General features: G+C 60.5%; 13 protein-coding genes. 12 read left to right on the forward strand and 1 reads right to left on the reverse strand.

Annotated elements, in window-relative coordinates; translation table 11 throughout:
* The first annotated feature begins 33 nt into the window (after positions 1-33).
* From ydiJ to F8N80_RS07855, 8 genes are all read left to right on the forward strand, one after another.
* Positions 34-3,123, forward strand: coding sequence for a D-2-hydroxyglutarate dehydrogenase YdiJ (ydiJ, locus tag F8N80_RS07820; protein WP_150783630.1), 3,090 nt, complete (start codon positions 34-36; stop codon positions 3,121-3,123).
* Between the two features lie 103 nt (positions 3,124-3,226).
* The gene (locus F8N80_RS07825) at positions 3,227-4,207 is read left to right on the forward strand and encodes a quinone oxidoreductase family protein (protein ID WP_150747805.1); all 981 of its coding nucleotides are present in this window, start codon (positions 3,227-3,229) and stop codon (positions 4,205-4,207) included.
* 14 nt (positions 4,208-4,221) lie between these two features.
* Positions 4,222-5,070, forward strand: coding sequence for a TauD/TfdA dioxygenase family protein (locus F8N80_RS07830; RefSeq protein WP_150747806.1), 849 nt, complete (start codon positions 4,222-4,224; stop codon positions 5,068-5,070).
* A 78-nt stretch (positions 5,071-5,148) separates the two neighbouring features.
* Positions 5,149-6,201: a 3-keto-5-aminohexanoate cleavage protein gene (locus F8N80_RS07835; RefSeq protein ID WP_150747807.1), complete on the forward strand. Its 1,053-nt coding sequence runs from the start codon at positions 5,149-5,151 to the stop codon at positions 6,199-6,201.
* Between the two features lie 109 nt (positions 6,202-6,310).
* On the forward strand, positions 6,311-7,639 hold the full coding sequence (locus tag F8N80_RS07840) for an MFS transporter (RefSeq protein ID WP_150747808.1): 1,329 nt from the start codon (positions 6,311-6,313) through the stop codon (positions 7,637-7,639).
* Positions 7,636-8,295, forward strand: coding sequence for a DsbA family oxidoreductase (locus tag F8N80_RS07845; protein ID WP_150747809.1), 660 nt, complete (start codon positions 7,636-7,638; stop codon positions 8,293-8,295). Before F8N80_RS07840 ends, F8N80_RS07845 begins: the two co-directional genes overlap by 4 nt.
* Positions 8,292-8,618, forward strand: a complete 327-nt coding sequence (locus tag F8N80_RS07850) for a Rieske (2Fe-2S) protein (protein WP_150747810.1) — start codon at positions 8,292-8,294, stop codon at positions 8,616-8,618. Before F8N80_RS07845 ends, F8N80_RS07850 begins: the two co-directional genes overlap by 4 nt.
* Positions 8,615-9,625, forward strand: a complete 1,011-nt coding sequence (locus tag F8N80_RS07855; RefSeq protein ID WP_150747811.1) for a YeiH family protein — start codon at positions 8,615-8,617, stop codon at positions 9,623-9,625. The genes F8N80_RS07850 and F8N80_RS07855 overlap by 4 nt, the downstream gene beginning before the upstream one ends.
* A 132-nt stretch (positions 9,626-9,757) precedes the next feature.
* On the opposite strand, the gene F8N80_RS07860 is transcribed toward F8N80_RS07855, so the two are convergent.
* Positions 9,758-10,780: an AraC family transcriptional regulator gene (locus tag F8N80_RS07860; protein WP_150747812.1), complete on the reverse strand. Its 1,023-nt coding sequence runs from the start codon at positions 10,778-10,780 to the stop codon at positions 9,758-9,760.
* A 257-nt stretch (positions 10,781-11,037) separates the two neighbouring features.
* Here F8N80_RS07860 and F8N80_RS07865 point away from each other — a divergent pair, with 257 nt between their 5' ends.
* The 4 genes from F8N80_RS07865 to F8N80_RS07880 all read left to right on the forward strand — a co-directional run bounded on the left by F8N80_RS07865 (position 11,038) and on the right by F8N80_RS07880 (position 16,202).
* Complete coding sequence (locus F8N80_RS07865; protein ID WP_150783631.1) at positions 11,038-11,610, forward strand: RBBP9/YdeN family alpha/beta hydrolase; 573 nt, start codon at positions 11,038-11,040, stop codon at positions 11,608-11,610.
* A 94-nt stretch (positions 11,611-11,704) separates the two neighbouring features.
* A complete protein-coding gene (locus tag F8N80_RS07870; protein WP_150783632.1) occupies positions 11,705-13,576 on the forward strand; it encodes a DUF1302 domain-containing protein in 1,872 nt (623 codons plus the stop codon).
* Positions 13,577-13,616: 40 nt separating this feature from the next.
* Entirely contained in the window at positions 13,617-14,972 is a 1,356-nt protein-coding gene (locus F8N80_RS07875; protein WP_150783633.1) for a DUF1329 domain-containing protein, read from the forward strand.
* A 156-nt stretch (positions 14,973-15,128) separates the two neighbouring features.
* Positions 15,129-16,202: a WD40/YVTN/BNR-like repeat-containing protein gene (locus F8N80_RS07880; protein ID WP_150783634.1), complete on the forward strand. Its 1,074-nt coding sequence runs from the start codon at positions 15,129-15,131 to the stop codon at positions 16,200-16,202.
* Positions 16,203-16,217: the final 15 nt, after the last annotated feature.

Here is a 16,217-nt window from a genome sequence, read left to right on the forward strand (position 1 = left end):
TAGATTAGCTTTTTAGCCTGTAGGAATTCCATCATGATTGCCCGGCTGTCGCCTCCTGATACCCAGAAAACCGCCTATGACGCGTTTCTCGACGCCCTCCCGGTGGCGGGGTTCCAAGGAGAGATTGCCCGCAACCATGGCGCCCGGACGGTATTGGCCACCGACAATTCCATATACCAGCGTCTGCCCCAGGCAGCGGTGTTCCCGCTTGATGAACAGGATGTGGCGATCTTGTCACGACTGGTCGCAGAACCCGCGCACAGTGCGGTAGTGCTCACGCCACGAGGGGGAGGTACGGGCACCAATGGGCAATCGCTCACCGATGGGGTGGTCGTGGATCTGTCCCGCCATCTGAACGACATCCTGGAAATCAACGTCGAGCAGCGCTGGGTCAGAGTGCAGAGCGGTGTGGTCAAGGATCAGCTGAACGCGGCACTCAAACCGCACGGTTTGTTCTTTGCTCCAGAACTCTCGACGTCGAATCGCGCAACCATTGGTGGAATGATCAACACCGATGCCAGCGGTCAGGGCAGCTGTACCTATGGCAAGACTCGCGATCACGTGCTCGAGCTTTCGACGGTATTGCTTGGCGGTGATCGTCTCAACAGCTCGGCTGTCGGCGCCGAGCATTTGCCTGCGCTGACCAGCCGCAAGGATCGGGTGGGTGAAGTTTACAAGTGCGCACTGGATATCGCCGACACCCACGCTGATTTGATCAAGGACACCTTCCCCAAACTCAATCGCTGCCTGACTGGCTATGACCTGGCACACCTGCGCGAAGCGGACGGACGCTTCAACCTGAACAGTGTTCTTTGCGGTTCTGAAGGGTCGCTTGGGTTCATCGTTGAGGCAAAGTTAAACGTCCTGCCTATTCCCGGATACTCCATCCTGGTCAACGTGCGTTACGCCGGATTCATGGACGCATTGCGTGATGCCAAGGCTTTGATGGAAATGAAGCCACTGTCGATCGAGACCGTGGATTCCAAAGTGCTGATGCTGGCGATGCAGGATATTGTCTGGCATGGCGTCGCCCAATATTTCCCTGAAGATCCTGATACACCGACGCTGGGGATCAACCTGGTTGAGTTCAGCGGTGACGATGAAGCGGTTGTTCAGCAGCAAGTTCATGAATTCGTCCTGCACCTGCAGCGCGATACGTCTGTCGTGCGGTTGGGGCACACGCTGGCGATCGGCGCCGATGCGCTCAAGCGTGTCTATGCGATGCGCAAGCGAGCGGTGGGGTTGTTGGGCAACGTCAAAGGAGAGGCCAGGCCGCAGCCTTTTGTCGAGGACACCGCGGTTCCTCCCGAAAACCTTGCCGACTTCATTCAGGAATTTCGAACGCTGCTGGATAGCCATGACTTGCAGTACGGAATGTTCGGCCACGTCGACGCCGGTGTACTGCATGTGCGCCCGATCCTCGACATGAAAGATCCTGTCCAGGCAGCCCTGATCCGGCCGATTTCCGATGCGGTCGCTGCCTTGACCCAGAAACATGGAGGGTTGTTGTGGGGCGAGCATGGCAAGGGCTTGAGATCGCAGTATGTGCCGGATTACTTCGGTGATTTGTACCCGGCCCTGCAAGCGCTCAAGGCGGCCTTCGATCCTTGCAACCAACTCAATCCGGGCAAGATCGCCACGCCGAAAACGGTCCCTGGCGCTCGGCTGACACGCGTTGACGAAGTGCAGTTGCGCGGCGACCTGGACCGGACCATCGATGAGCGTGTCTGGCAAAGCTACGACACGGCAGTTCAGTGCAATGGCAATGGCGCCTGCTACAACTTCGATCCTGATGACGCCATGTGCCCGTCCTGGAAGGCCACGCGTAATCGAATTCACTCTCCCAAAGGCCGAGCTTCACTGATACGCGAATGGCTCAGATTGCAGGGGGAGCAGGGCGTTGATGTTCTAGCTGCAAGTGATCGGCTACAGGAGTGCGCGGCACCACAGAATGTGGCACGTCGCGCCGTAAACAGCCTCGCCCAGAAGCTGGGCCAACAGGATTTCTCCCACGAAGTCTACGAAGCGATGACAGGTTGCCTGGCCTGCAAATCCTGCGCAGGCCAATGTCCTGTCAAAGTCAATGTGCCGGAGTTCCGATCGCGCTTTCTTGAGCTTTATCACAGCCGGTATTTGCGCCCCCTCAAGGACTACCTGATCGGTTCGTTGGAATACACGGTGCCCTACATCGCCAGGATGCCGCGCCTTTATAACTTCGTGATGAGCGCTCGACCGGTTCGCTGGATGCTCGAGCGAACAGCCGGGATGGTCGACAGCCCTCTACTCAGCCTGGTGGATTTTGCGGCTGTTTGCCGGCGGTGGAACGTCGAGGTCGCAACACCGGAGCGCCTGGCTGCTCTTTCAGATGCGCAGCGTGGCAAAAGCGTCATCCTGGTTCAGGACGCCTTTACCCGCTTTTTTGAAACCCCGTTGCTCGTTGACTGGGTGGAGCTGATCTCAAGGCTGGGTTACAGGGTCTACCTGGCTCCGTACGCGCCTAATGGCAAACCGCTTCAGGTGCAGGGCTTTCTCAAGGCATTCGAGAAAGCTGCCCGCTTCAATGGACAGTCTTTACTCAGCCTCCAGCAGTATCGGATTCCATTGGTGGGGCTCGACCCGGCGATGACCCTGGTCTATCGACAGGAATACGCCAAGACACTGCAAGCCGGCAAGGCTCCCCTGGTGATGCTGGCGCAGGAGTGGCTGATCAATGCGCTGCCGCAAGGTGAAGCAGTGAAGGAGGGCGAGCCTTACCACTTCCTGGCGCACTGTACGGAAAAAACCAATGAGCCAGGCAGCATCGGCCAATGGCAGAAGATTTTTGAGCGTATGGGCCTGACGCTTCAGGTGCAAGCCAGCGGCTGCTGCGGGATGTCGGGAACCTACGGGCATGAGACGCGAAACGCCAAGACGTCGGACACGATCTATGGGCAATCCTGGAAGCTGCTCATTCAGAAGTTCAACCAATCGGGGCGAGTCGTCGCCGATGGCTATTCTTGCCGCAGCCAGGTCAAGCGTCAGGACGGTGCGACGGTGCTCCATCCGCTGCAGGTTCTGTTGGCGCGTGTCAAAGAGAGATCAGTAGAGTCACCCCTTGGCGTCAGCCGCTGTCATCAAATGTGATGGCGTTGTCGTTTGATGAGACGCGCCCGGACAGCCTGCAGCTTACATTCCAATCAACGTAAACGCCGTAGTGCACCCAGAACGCTGATTGGAGAAAAAAAGCATGGCCCAAGTCGTACGATTTTATGAAGCCGGTGGTCCCGAGGTTCTTCGCTTTGAAGAGGTAGAGGTCGGCGACCCAGGTCCTGGTGAAGTGCGGCTTCGCCACGTAGCTGTCGGCCTCAACTATGCCGACACCTACTTTCGCAATGGCACTTACCCGATCCCGATGCCCAATGGCATGGGTGTGGAAGCCGCCGGTGTGGTGGCGGCAGTGGGCGAGGGCGTGACCAATGTGGTGGTCGGGGATCGGGTCACCTATACCGGCTTTATCAACACCCTCGGCGCCTACAGCACTGAGCGCCTGATCCCGGCTGCACCCTTGATCAAGCTGCCGGAAAGTATCTCCTTCGAGACCGCGGCGGCCATGACCATGCGCGGGCTTACCTCGGCGTACCTGATGCGTCGCATCTATGACTTCAAGGCCGGTGACAGCATCCTGCTGCACGCCGCTGCCGGTGGTGTCGGCCTGATTGTCTCGCAGTGGGCCAAGCTACAGGGCCTGAACGTGATCGGCACCGTGTCCAGCGAGGCCAAGGCTGAGCTCGCCCGTGCTCATGGTTGCGATCATGTGATCAATTACAGCCACGAGGATGTCGCCAAGCGCGTGCGTGAATTGACTGACGGTGTCGGCGTCAACGTGGTGTTCGACAGCGTTGGCAAGAGCACGTTCGAGGGCTCGCTGGACTCTCTCAAGCGTCGTGGCCTGATGGTCTGCGTCGGTACTGCATCCGGTCCGATCCCGCCTTTCAGTCCAGCACAACTGGCGATGAAAGGCTCGCTGTTCATGACGCGTCCGGCCCTGGCCGATTACATCGCCGATCCGGCAGAGAAGGCCGATCTGGCCGGTGAGATTTTCGGCCTGGTCGGCAGCGGCAAGATCAAGATCGAGATCAACCAGCACTACAGCTTGCAGGACGCCGTGCAGGCGCACCGTGATCTGGAGTCGCGCAAGACCACTGGCTCATCGATCTTCGTCATCTAAGGAGGTCTGCCGCCATGCAAGTCGAACAACTTACCTGCAGCATTGGCGCAGAGCTGATTGGCGTCAATCTTGCCGATGCCATTCATGACACGGATCTGTTCGCCGAGATCCGCGCCCTATTGCTCAAGCATCGCGTGCTGTTCCTGCGCGACCAGGACATCAGTCGCGCTGAACACGTGGCTTTTGCCCGCCGCTTCGGCGAGTTGGAGGATCACCCGGTCATCGGCAGCCACCCGGATCACCCAGGCTTGGTCCAGGTCTACAAGAACCCGGACAGCCCGATCGACCGTTACGAGAACTCCTGGCACACCGACGCCACCTGGCGCGAGGCGCCACCGCTGGGCAGCGTGCTGCGTTGCCTGGAGTGCCCGCCTGTCGGTGGTGACACCATGTGGGCCAATATGGTGGAGGCTTACAAGCACCTGCCGGACGAGATAAAAGCGAAGATCGAAGGCCTTCGTGCCCGTCATAGCATCGAGGCGACCTTCGGTGCGGCGATGCCGATCGAACGGCGCCTGGCGCTCAAGGCCCAGTACCCGGACGCGGAGCACCCAGTGGTGCGCACTCATCCAGAGACTGGCGAGAAGGTGCTGTTCGTCAACTCGTTCACGACTCACTTCACCAACTTCCACACAGCCGCGCGTGTGCGTGTCGGCCAGGATTACACCCAGGGCTCGTCCGAGCTACTGCGTCACCTGACCAGCCAGGCCCACATTCCGGAGTATCAGGTGCGCTGGCGCTGGAAGCCTAACAGCATCGCCATCTGGGACAACCGCAGCACCCAGCATTACGCCGTGATGGATTACCCACCCTGCCATCGCAAGATGGAGCGTGCCACGATCATGGGCGAAAAGACCTACTGAGCAACCTCACCTGCACCCAAGCAAAAGCCTGCTCCGTACAGCCTGTCGGGCAGGCAAAAACAAAAATAGGAGATAATCATGCAGTTTTTCGACGATTCCCTGCACCCGGACACCATGGAAAAAGTGGTGATTACCGTCGCCCCTTACGCTCCCCAGTGGATGCCTGGCGACTTTCCGGAAGACATTCCGCTGACCATGGACGAACACGTGCAGGCGGCTGTCGACTGCTATGAAGCAGGCGCCACCGTACTGCACTTGCACGTGCGTGAACTGGACGGTAAAGGGTCCAAGCGCCTGTCCAAGTTCAACGAGCTGATCGCCGGTGTGCGTGAAGCCGTGCCGGACATGATCATCCAGGTCGGCGGTTCGATTTCCTTTGCTCCTGAAGGCGACGGCGCCGATGCGCTGTGGCTGTCCGACGATACCCGGCACATGCTCGCGGATCTGACGCCCAAGCCCGATCAGGTCACCATCGCCATCAACACCATTCAAATGACCATCACGGAGCTGCTGTTTCCGGAAGGCATTGAAGGCACCTCGCTGCTTGATCCGGCCACCTATGCCGCCTATACCGAAATGACCGTGCCGGCAGGTCCAGCCTTTGTCGCCGAGCACCTCAAGCGCCTGCAGGCCAGCAATATCCAGCCGCACTTCCAGCTGACCGGCATCCATGCCTACGAAACCCTCGAGCGCCTGGTGCGCAAGGGCGTTTACAAGGGCCCGATGAACCTGACCTGGATCGGCATCGGTGGCGGTTTCGACGGCCCGAACCCGATGAACCTGATGAACTTCATCAATCGCGTACCGGATGGTTGCACCTTGACTGCCGAGTCGTTGCTCAAGAACGTGCTGCCACTCAACACCATCGCCATGGCCATGGGCTTGCATCCGCGCCTCGGTAACGAAGACACCATTATCGATCAGCACGGCAAGCGTTTCTCTTCCGTGGAGCAGGTCAAGCAGACGGTGCGCATCGCCAACGAGCTGGGTCGTGAGATCGCCAGCGGCAAAGAGGCGCGCGACATCTACCGCATCGGTGTGCAATACGAGACCATTGAAGAAACCCTGTTGGCCAACGGCCTGGCGCCGAACCGCAAGGCAGGTCAGAAGGGCGTACCACAACGCGGGTGATGCAGAGGGCGGGGCAGGCCGCTGAAGGTAGCCTGCCCCGACCCACCTGAAACGCGTTGAGCAAGACCAAAACAATAACAAGACGGGTGCCAGACACCGAGGAGGCAGCATGGCCTATCACAGCACTGTGGACGATGCAGAAGATACTTCAGTTGGCATTCCGCGCAAGTACGCATGGGCCGTATTCGCACTGACCTTTGGCTTGTTGATCTCAGATTATATGTCACGGCAGGTACTCAATGCCGTGTTCCCGATTCTCAAGGGCGAGTGGGCTCTAAGCGACGGCCAGCTCGGCCTGCTCAGCGGCATCGTGGCCTTGATGGTCGGTACGCTGACCATCCCCCTGTCGCTGTTGGCCGACCGCTTTGGCCGGGTCAAGAGCCTGGCGCTGATGGCCTTGCTGTGGAGCCTGGCCACCTTGGGCTGCGCCCTGGCCCAGAACTACGAGGAGATGTTGATCGCGCGCTTCATGGTCGGCGTCGGCGAGGCGGCTTACGGCAGCGTCGGCATCGCCGTGGTGGTTTCGGTATTTCCCAAGAACATGCGTGCGACCCTCGCCAGTGCCTTCATGGCAGGCGCCATGTTTGGCTCGGTGCTGGGCATCTCCCTGGGCGGGGCGATTGCCGTCAAGCTGGGCTGGCGTTGGTCGTTCGCCAGCATGGCGCTGTTTGGCCTGGTGCTGGCGGCGATTTACCCGCTCGTTGTCAAGGAGGCCCGTATTGCCCCGCAGCGCCTGGCCACGGCCGGGAGCAAAATCAAAGCGTCAGTCAAGCGTCCGCTGCGCACCTTGTACGGCACGCGTTCGGTGATCGCCGCTTACGTGGCCAGCGGTCTGCAGACGTTCGTTGCCGGTAGCATGATTGTGTGGATGCCGAGCTACTTCAATCGCTATTACGGGATGGGCGAGGGCAAGGCCGGCGTCGTGGCGGGCGTCATGGTGTTGTGCTGCGGTGGCGGGGCGATCATGTGCGGCATGCTCAGTGATCGCTTGAGCCGTCAATCGCCGTTGCGCAAGATCGAGATATCCATTGCGTTCTGCCTGGGCAGCTGCCTGCTGATGTCGCTGGCTTTGATTCAGTCGGTCGGCCCTCTCCAGTTAGCACTGATCGGCATGGCCATGCTGTTCGTGACGGGCATCAACGGCCCGATCATTGCCACGATCGCCAACCTGACCCACTACAAAGTGCACGGCACCGCTTTTGCCGCCCTGACCCTGGTCAATAATATGCTCGGCCTGGCCCCGGGACCTTTCCTCACCGGCAGGGTGTCCGACCATATCGGCCTGCACGGCGCCTTCCAGCTCATACCGCTGATGAGCATCGCGGCGGCGGCGGTGTTCTTCTATATCCGCTGTCACTATCTGGACGACATTGCCCGTGTGCAGGGTCAGGATGTCGATGAAGCGCCCGCTAAAGCCGTGATGGAGGTGTCGCCGTGACGGGGATATTGCGTATCGATGCGTTCTTCGACTTCATCTGCCCCTGGTGCCTGATCGGCAAGCGTCAGCTCGAGCGCGCACTCATGGCGTTGCGCAGCAGCCACCCGGACGTCGAGCTGGAGCTGGCCTGGCATGGCGTGCAGCTGCTGCCGCACCTGCCGGCGCAGGGCGTGCCCTTTGTCGAGTTCTACCGCCAGCGCCTGGGCAGTGCCGAGGCGGTGCAAGCGCGCCAGGCGCAAGTCCGGCAGGCCGCGGCGACCGTAGGCCTGGGCATCGACTTCAGTGGCATCGACACGATGCCCAATACCGCCGATGCCCATCGCCTGATGGAGCGCGCCTCTGAACTGGGGAGCGTGGCGCAGCGTGACGCCTTGCTGGAGCGGCTGTTCGCCGCCTATTTTGCTCAAGGCAAGGACCTGGGAGACAGTGCCACGCTGCTGGCGATCGCCGAGTCCTGCGGTTACCCGCGCGAGGCCCTCGTCGACTGTCTGGAAGGTGCTGGCAACCCCTACGACGACAGCGGGATGGGCGCCAGGGGCGTGCCCTATTTCATCTTCAACCGTCGCCAGGCGCTCTCCGGCGCGCAGCCGGCCGAGGTGCTGTTGCAGGCGATGCAGCAAGCCCTTGCGCAGGACGCGGCCGGGAGTCCGGCATGAGCCTGCGCATCGCGGTACCGGCCGAGAAAGTCCCGGCACCTGGCATGCGCTCGCTGTTCGAGCCCGAGGGCAGGAGCCTGGCGCTGTTCAATGTCGCAGGCCAGCTCTACGCCATCGATGACAGCTGTCCGCATCAGGGGGCCTCACTCTGTGGAGGCCGCCTCGAGGGCAAGGTGATCCAGTGCTGTGCCCACGGCCTGCGCTTCGACCTGGCCAGCGGCTACATGCTCAATTCAACCGCTGTGAAGGTTGCCAACTATCCGGTCGAAGTGATCGACGGCCAAGTGTTCATTGTCATCGCTTCCAAGGAATCCGCCGTATGAGTGCCATTGCCCTGGTCGCTGTTCACAGCCGTGCGCGTGAGCTGGCCCCCGGTTTTATCGTCAGCCTGATTGTCGCTGCCGCGGCGAGTTTCCTGTCCGAGCACTATGGTGCGCCGGTGATGCTGTTCGCGCTGCTGCTCGGCATGGCGCTGAACTTTCTGTCTGGCGATGGCAAATGCAAGGCCGGTATCGAGTTCACCGCGCGCACCGTGTTGCGCATCGGGGTGGCGCTGCTGGGGATGCGCATCACCCTGGAGCAGATCGCGGCGTTGGGCTGGAAACCGGTTGTGCTGGTCGTGACCCTGGTCGCGGTGACCATTATCGTCTCGATGGTGGCGGCCAGGGCCATGGGGTTCCAGCGGGTGTTCGGCATGCTCACCGGTGGCGCTACGGCGATCTGCGGTGCGTCCGCGGCATTGGCACTGGCGGCGGCCTTGCCCAATCATCCGCAGAAGGAACGCGCCACCCTGTTCACCGTGATTGGCGTGTCGGCCCTGTCGACCATGGCCATGATCGTTTACCCGATGATCGCCAACTGGCTCGAACTCAATCCCCAGCAGGCAGGGGTGTTCCTCGGTGCCACCATCCACGACGTTGCCCAGGTCGTGGGTGCCGGCTACGGCATGTCTACCGAGACGGGCGATACCGCCACCGTGGTCAAGTTGATGCGCGTGGCCATGCTCCTGCCGGTGATTGTCTGCGCGGCGATGATGTCCCGCATGCAGGGCGGCGACCTGCCGGGCAAGCGACCGCCGTTGCTGCCCTGGTTCGCCGTGGGCTTCCTGATACTCGCGTGCGTCAACAGTACCGGCTGGATCGTCCCGGCAGTGCAGGGCTTTACCAACGAGCTGTCGCGCTGGTGCCTGGTGATCGCCATCAGCGCCCTGGGCATGAAGACCCAGCTCAAGGAGCTTGCCGCCGTGGGCATCAAGCCCATCCTGCTGATGGTGGGGGAGACCGTATTCCTCGTCGTTCTGGTGCTGCTGCTGATGCACTGGGGCTTGTAGGCAGACGCTCTATTGGGGGAAGCACGCCTGCGCGCACAGCTTAAGCGCGAGTCAAGCGTCGTACCCCGGATGCGCTCCTTTTGCGGTCGTCTGTTACAGCAGGCGGCCGTTTTTTTTGGGTCAGATCACGTATCAGCTGTCTTTGCGCGGCACGATCTTGTGTTCGCTGCGCCAGGCGGCGGGCGGCATGTTGAACTGGGAAATGAACCAGCGAGTGAAGGAATTGGGCATGGAGTAGCCGAGCATGTCGGCGATCCGTCCCAGCGAGTACCCGGGGTTCTCCAGGTAGCGAACCACCAGGTCGCGGCGCACGCTGCTGATCAACTCACTGAAGCTGACCCCTTCTTCGTCCAGGCGGCGCTGCAGGGTGCGCACGTTCATCCCGTGGCTCTGGGCGATCTGCGCAATGGTCGCGTGGCCCATGGGGAGCAACAGGTAAATGGATTTGCGCACGTCTAACGCCAGGGATTGGCCGTTTTTTCCCATCAGCGACGAATCGAGGTAGCGTTGCGCGTGTCGGGCCATGGCCTCATTGGCCAGGGGGTTGGTGGCGTCGAGGTTGGCGGCGGGACAAACGATGCCATTGAACTCGCAGCCGAACTCCACTTTGCAGCCGAAGATCCGTCGATGCACGGAGAGGTCCGCCGGAGCGTCATGGGTGAAACAGACACTGATCGGGTGCCAGTGCGCGCCGAGCAGGGCGGAGCAAAAACGGTGCATCAGCGCAACGGCCAACTCGATGGATTGGCGATTGTTCGTGCCCATCTCGGTGACCAGTTCCTCGCGAATGATCACCGTCTTGCCGGTTTCCTCAACGAAAATCGCCAGTGAATCGTTGAGCAGGTGACGGTACTGCACGATCACTTTCAGCGCGTCGCGAAGCGTATTCTGGTGACTGAGCAGCAGACTCACTTCACCGAAGTCCGAAATGTGACGCAGCTCAGCCATGCGCAGGCCGAAGGTTTCACAACCGCTCAGGCGCGATGACTTCTCCAGCAGGATGATGCTGGCAGTGGCCGGGATGCGTCGATCGGGATCGCTGAGGAGCGAAGAGGTCAAGCCCACCTCGGCCAAAAGAGCGTTCGCGTTCAGGCCTAGATGGCGAGCCACTTCCTGGTAATTGGTCAGTACGGCGGTTCGAGCTTGAATGGTCATGGCGTGCATTCATTCCATTTAGTGACAACCGAGATCCTGCTGTCGCAGCTGCCTGCCATTTATAGAGACTTTGTCGTGAAATGAAAATAGCTTGGCGCGGAAAATCTAAACGGTCGATTTCTGCGGGGCTGTCATCAAAAGGGAAGTGGCTGACGCTAAATGTAACGCGCTCCGACAAGGCGAATCCTACTGTGCTGCTGGAGGGTTCGAACGATTGGCGGACCTTTCGATGGATTGATCAAAGGTGAATTAGCGCAATGAATGACACCACGATATTGATAGTTCCGGGCTTGCGCGATCATGTGCCAGAGCATTGGCAAACGTTGCTGGAAGCCAAGTTGGACAAAGTCCGCTCAGTGCCACCCCTGGAAGCGAACAAGCTCAGCCTGGCGGCACGCGTGGAAGCGATCCAGCGCGAATTGGAGAAGATTTCCGGTCCAGTGATCCTGGTGGCTCACAGTGCCGGTGTGCTGATGGTGGTGCACTGGGCCGCCCTTCATGACCGCCCGATCAAGGGCGCCTTGCTGGCCGCACCGCCGAACCTCGAGGCCAGCTGGCCTGCCGCTTATCCGACTCCTGAAAGCCTGCGGGCCAATGGCTGGGATCCGCTGCCAAAAGGGCCACTGCCGTTCCCTTCGATCGTCGCGGCCAGTACCAACGACCACCTCGCGAGCCTCGAATCCGTGACCCGGATGGCCGGTGACTGGGGCAGTGAACTGGTCAACCTCGGTGCAGTCGGCCATCTCAATCCCGCAGCCGGATTCGGCGAGTGGCCGCAGGCGCAAGACTTCATCCGCACGCTGGATCGCGGGGTGCAAACACCTGAATAAAGCGACCTGAAAGAAACTCGCATCTGTACCAGGACCGGATGCGAGTCGTTGTTAGAACCAAAAAACAAAAACAACAAAAAACGGAGACAACGTAATGCACACCACGACAGGACACCGTCCTCTGCGTCTCAGCTTGCTCGCTAGCGCCATATTGCTCGCCTCCATGCCGGCTGCCCATGCCTTTGAACTCGACACGGGCAGTGAAGATTGGGCCGTGCGCTTCGATAACACCCTCAAGACCAGCTACGGTCAACGGGTGGAAGGCCAGAACTCGAAGATTGCCAACGCCTCCAACTATAACGACGGCGACAAAAACTTCAGTGTCGGCAGTGCAGTGACCCAGCGGGTCGATCTGCTGACCGAGCTCGATGTGGTCTACCAACGCAAAATGGGCTTTCGTGTCAGTGCCGCGAGTTGGTATGACCATGCCTATGACAATGTCGGTTCCAACTCCAACCCGTTTCCAGGGCAGGCGGGCAATGCGGGTAACCTGGTGGCAGCGCGTCAGTCCGGATCGATTCAGCCTGGCGACTCGCTGAATGGCCACGCTGCAAGCAAGCATGGCCTGAGCAATTACACCGATCGTTATTACAACGGCCCCTCCGGTGAAATCCTCGATGCCTTCGTGTTCTACAGCACCGAGGTCGGCGAGGAGTCGATGTTCAGCACCAAGCTCGGCCGGCACAACATGTTCTGGGGCGAGACCCTGTTCAACGCGGCCAACGGCATCAACTACGGTCAGTCGGCCCTGGACCTGGCCAAGCTGTACAACGTGCCGGGAACCGAAACCAAGGAGCTGTTCCTGCCGCGCAACCAGCTGTCCATGTCGTTCACGGTCAATCCCGAGCTGACCCTGGGCGCGCAGTATTTCCTGGAGTTCCGCAACACCCGTCTGCCCGAGGGTGGGACTTACATGGGCGGCTACGACATGTTCGGTGAAGGCGGGGACGTGTTCTGGCTGCCGGTACCGACGGCGCTCAACGGGGCCGGTGCTTTTTACGGTACCCCGCGCGGGCATGACGTCAAGCCGCACAACGCCGGCGACTTCGGGCTGATGGCCAAGTGGAGCCCGGAATGGCTGGACGGCACCCTGGGCTTCTACTACCGCAACACGTCGGACCCGATGCCGGTGGTGCTCGTCAATGCGCCCAACCTGCAAACGCCAGGCCTGCCGGGACTCGCCGGCGCTGAATACCTGGCCGCTTATGCCGATGACATCGACATCTATGGCATCAGTCTGTCCAAGGGTGTGGGCCCGGTCAGCGTCGGTCTCGATGTGAACTATCGCGAGAACATGCCGCTGCTGAGCAACTTCACCACCGTCAACCCGACCTTGAGGGGGCAGGCCGATCAGGGTCTGGTCAACGGCGACAACCTGATCGGTGCCATGCCGGGCAAAGGTGACACCGGAACGGCCCGTGGCAAGACTTTCCACGTGGTACTCAATGGCATCGTGAGCTTTGGCAATACGCCATTGTGGGACTCCTCCTCGTTGGCTGTCGAAGGATCGATGACCCACCTGGTCAGCGTCGACAAGGGCAAGCAGTCCTTCAAGGGCAACTCCAGCTACCACGGGGTCGACAAAGTCGACACCAATGCCTACTCCATCGCGACCAACTTCACCCCGACCTGGTTCCAGGTATTCCCGGGCGTCGATATGTCCATGCCCATGTCCTACAACGTCGGCCTCAAGGGCAACTCGGCCGTCCAGCTGGGTGGCAGCGAGGACACCGGTAGCTACTCCATCGGCGTCGCCGCGGACGTCTATCAAAAGTACAAGTTCGACCTGAAGTACGTCGATTCTTTTGGTCCTTTCAATACCTGTGAAACCGGATTTGACAATAACACCCCCGGCAGTGGTGGGCAGTACCGCTGCATTCCCGGCCAGATCACTTCCCAGGCAGGCCTGGCGCCGCTGCTGAAGGACCGCGGGATGATCACGGCCTCGTTCAAAACCACCTTCTGATTGACACCCGGATTACAACAACAAAGTGGAGAGAATTCAGATGAAATTCCTAAATAGCATGCTGGCAGCTTCCCTGGCGGCCGTCATTGCCGGTCAGGCCCAAGCGGCCGTATCGGCTCAGGAAGCCGCCAAGCTGGGCACCAGCCTGACCAACGTGGGCGCGGAGATGGCGGCTAATGCCGATGGTTCGATTCCAGCCTACACAGGCGGGCTGACTACCCCCCCAGCCAGTTTCAAGGCGGGCGACGGCATGCGTCCGGACCCCTTTGCCAGCGAGAAGCCGCTGTTTGTCATCGATGGCAAGAACCTCGACAAGTACAAGGGCCAATTGACGGCCACCACGGCAGAGCTTGCCAAGCGCTATCCCACTTTCCACATCAATGTGTATCCGACCCACCGCACTGTCGCCCTGCCTCAGGCGGTGCTGGACAACAGCGTGAAAAATGCCACCGGTACCAAGGCCCTCGATGGCGGCCTGTCCATCGATAACCTGCTGCCCGGCGTGCCGTTTCCGGTCCCGACCTCGGGCAGTGAAGCCATGTGGAACCACCTGCTGCGCGTAGGGGGCAATCGCAACGTCAAGTATGACTCCTGGAACGTCGATTCCGCGGGCGTACCGACACTGTCCACCACGGCGCTGTCGTTCTCGAACTACCCGATCTACGACGACATGTCGAAGCCGTTCAACAGCACTGACGTGTTCTTTCAGATGAAGCTGTATTACACCGGTCCCGCGCGCCGTGCGGGCGAGGCCATCATGCTCAAGGATACGGCCAACCCCTTGGCGCAGCCACGCCGCAGCTGGCAGTACTTGCCTGGCCAGCGCCGCGTGAAGCTGGCGCCGGACCTGGCCTATGACACGCCTAACCCCGGTACAGGCGGTGCCGGTACCTACGACGATGTATTCGTGTTCAACGGTGCACTGGACCGCTTCGAATGGAAGCTGGTGGGCAAACAGGAAATGGTGGTGCCGTACAACACCTACAAGCTGACCTACGCGGTGGACGCCAAGCAGCTGACGACCCCCAACCACATCGCTCCTGACTATGTGCGCTGGGAGAAGCACCGCGTCTGGGTGGTGGAGGGCACGCTCAAATCCGGTTCGCGCCACATCTATCAGAAGCGCCGCATGTACCTGGATGAAGACAGCTGGATCGCTTTGGCCTCCGACCAGTATGACTCGAGCGGCAAGCTCTACCGGGGCTCCTTCGCCTTCCTCAGCCAGAGCTACGACAAAAAGATCCCCGATGTCACACCTTTCATGATTTACGACCTGGTGGGCGGCTCCTACAACATCAACGGCATCACGGGCGCGTACGGCGGCATCAAGTACATCGAGTCGCTGTCGAAGGCGCAGTGGGCGCCGGATGCACTGGCAGGGTCCGGTATCCGCTAAGCGGCAGGCGATAAAAGTCCGGGGCGATCGCTTGTGGTCCCCCGGCAGAGTGACTGGAAGATGGACGGCCGGAGCGTCGTTCATCTTGGGTTACCGATTCCGACGCCGGCCTGTACCTCGTGTGCTTTGCGGCGTCGTTCTTCTAGAAGGTGCGGTATGGGTTCCTTGAAAAAGTTCGTGCTGGCGCTGCTGTGCTCGATGCTGGCGCTGTTGCAGGGTGTTGCTCACGCAACCGGTTATGTCGATGTGCTGGATCTGCCGGCCAAGCCGAGCCCTTTGGCCGTGAGTAGCCCCTTGATTGGTATTGCTCGCGCAGGTGAGCGCCTGGTCACTGTGGGCCAGCGTGGCCATATTCTTTATTCCGATGATGCCGGCAAGCACTGGTTGCAGGCCAGCGTCCCGCTGAGCAGTGATCTGACGGCGGTGTTTTTTCCTTCTGCCAGACAGGGCTGGGCGGTCGGCAACGACGGTGTCGTGCTGCACAGCAGCGATGCCGGCGCCACCTGGCGCAAGCAGCTCGACGGTCGCCAGATCGGTGACTTGCTGGTCAAGCATTATACGGCGCTGGCCAGTGCCGAACCGGCTAACGAGCAATGGCCACTGCTGGTCGCCGAAGGTCAGCGGCTGGTCGAGCAGGGGGCGGATAAGCCGCTGCTCGATGTGTGGTTCGCCAATGACAAACTGGGTTATGTGGTCGGTGTGTTCAACCTGATCCTGCGTACCGAAGACGGTGGCCAGAGCTGGACGCCGTTCCAGGATCGCACCGACAACCCGCAAGGCTTTCACCTCAACGCCATCGCCTCCACCGGTGACGCGCTGTACATCGCCGGCGAACAGGGCTTGCTGCTGAAATGGGATGACGCGGGGCAGCGCTTCGCCGCCTTGCAGACGCCTTATCAGGGCAGCTACTTCGGCGTCGTCGGCAAGCCCGGTGAAGTGCTCGTCTACGGCCTGGGCGGCAATGTGTTTCGCAGCACCGATGGCGGTCTCAACTGGAACCCTCTGGCGAGTGGCCTGCAGGTCAGCATCACGGCGGGGATCATCAATACCCAGGGTCAGTACGAACTGTTTACCCAAGCTGGACATGCGCTGCTCAGTCAGGCGGGCGGTACACGGCTGCAGTTGCTGGCACAGCAGGATCCGACCCCTGTGGCCGGTGTGAGCCAGGCCGCCGATGGTTCGCTGGTGGTGGTGGGCAGTCGTGGCGTACAGCGATTGTCCGTCAAATAAGAACTCGAAAATCTA

The organism is Pseudomonas fluorescens (assembly GCF_902497995.1).
Lineage (GTDB): Bacteria > Pseudomonadota > Gammaproteobacteria > Pseudomonadales > Pseudomonadaceae > Aquipseudomonas > Aquipseudomonas fluorescens_BK.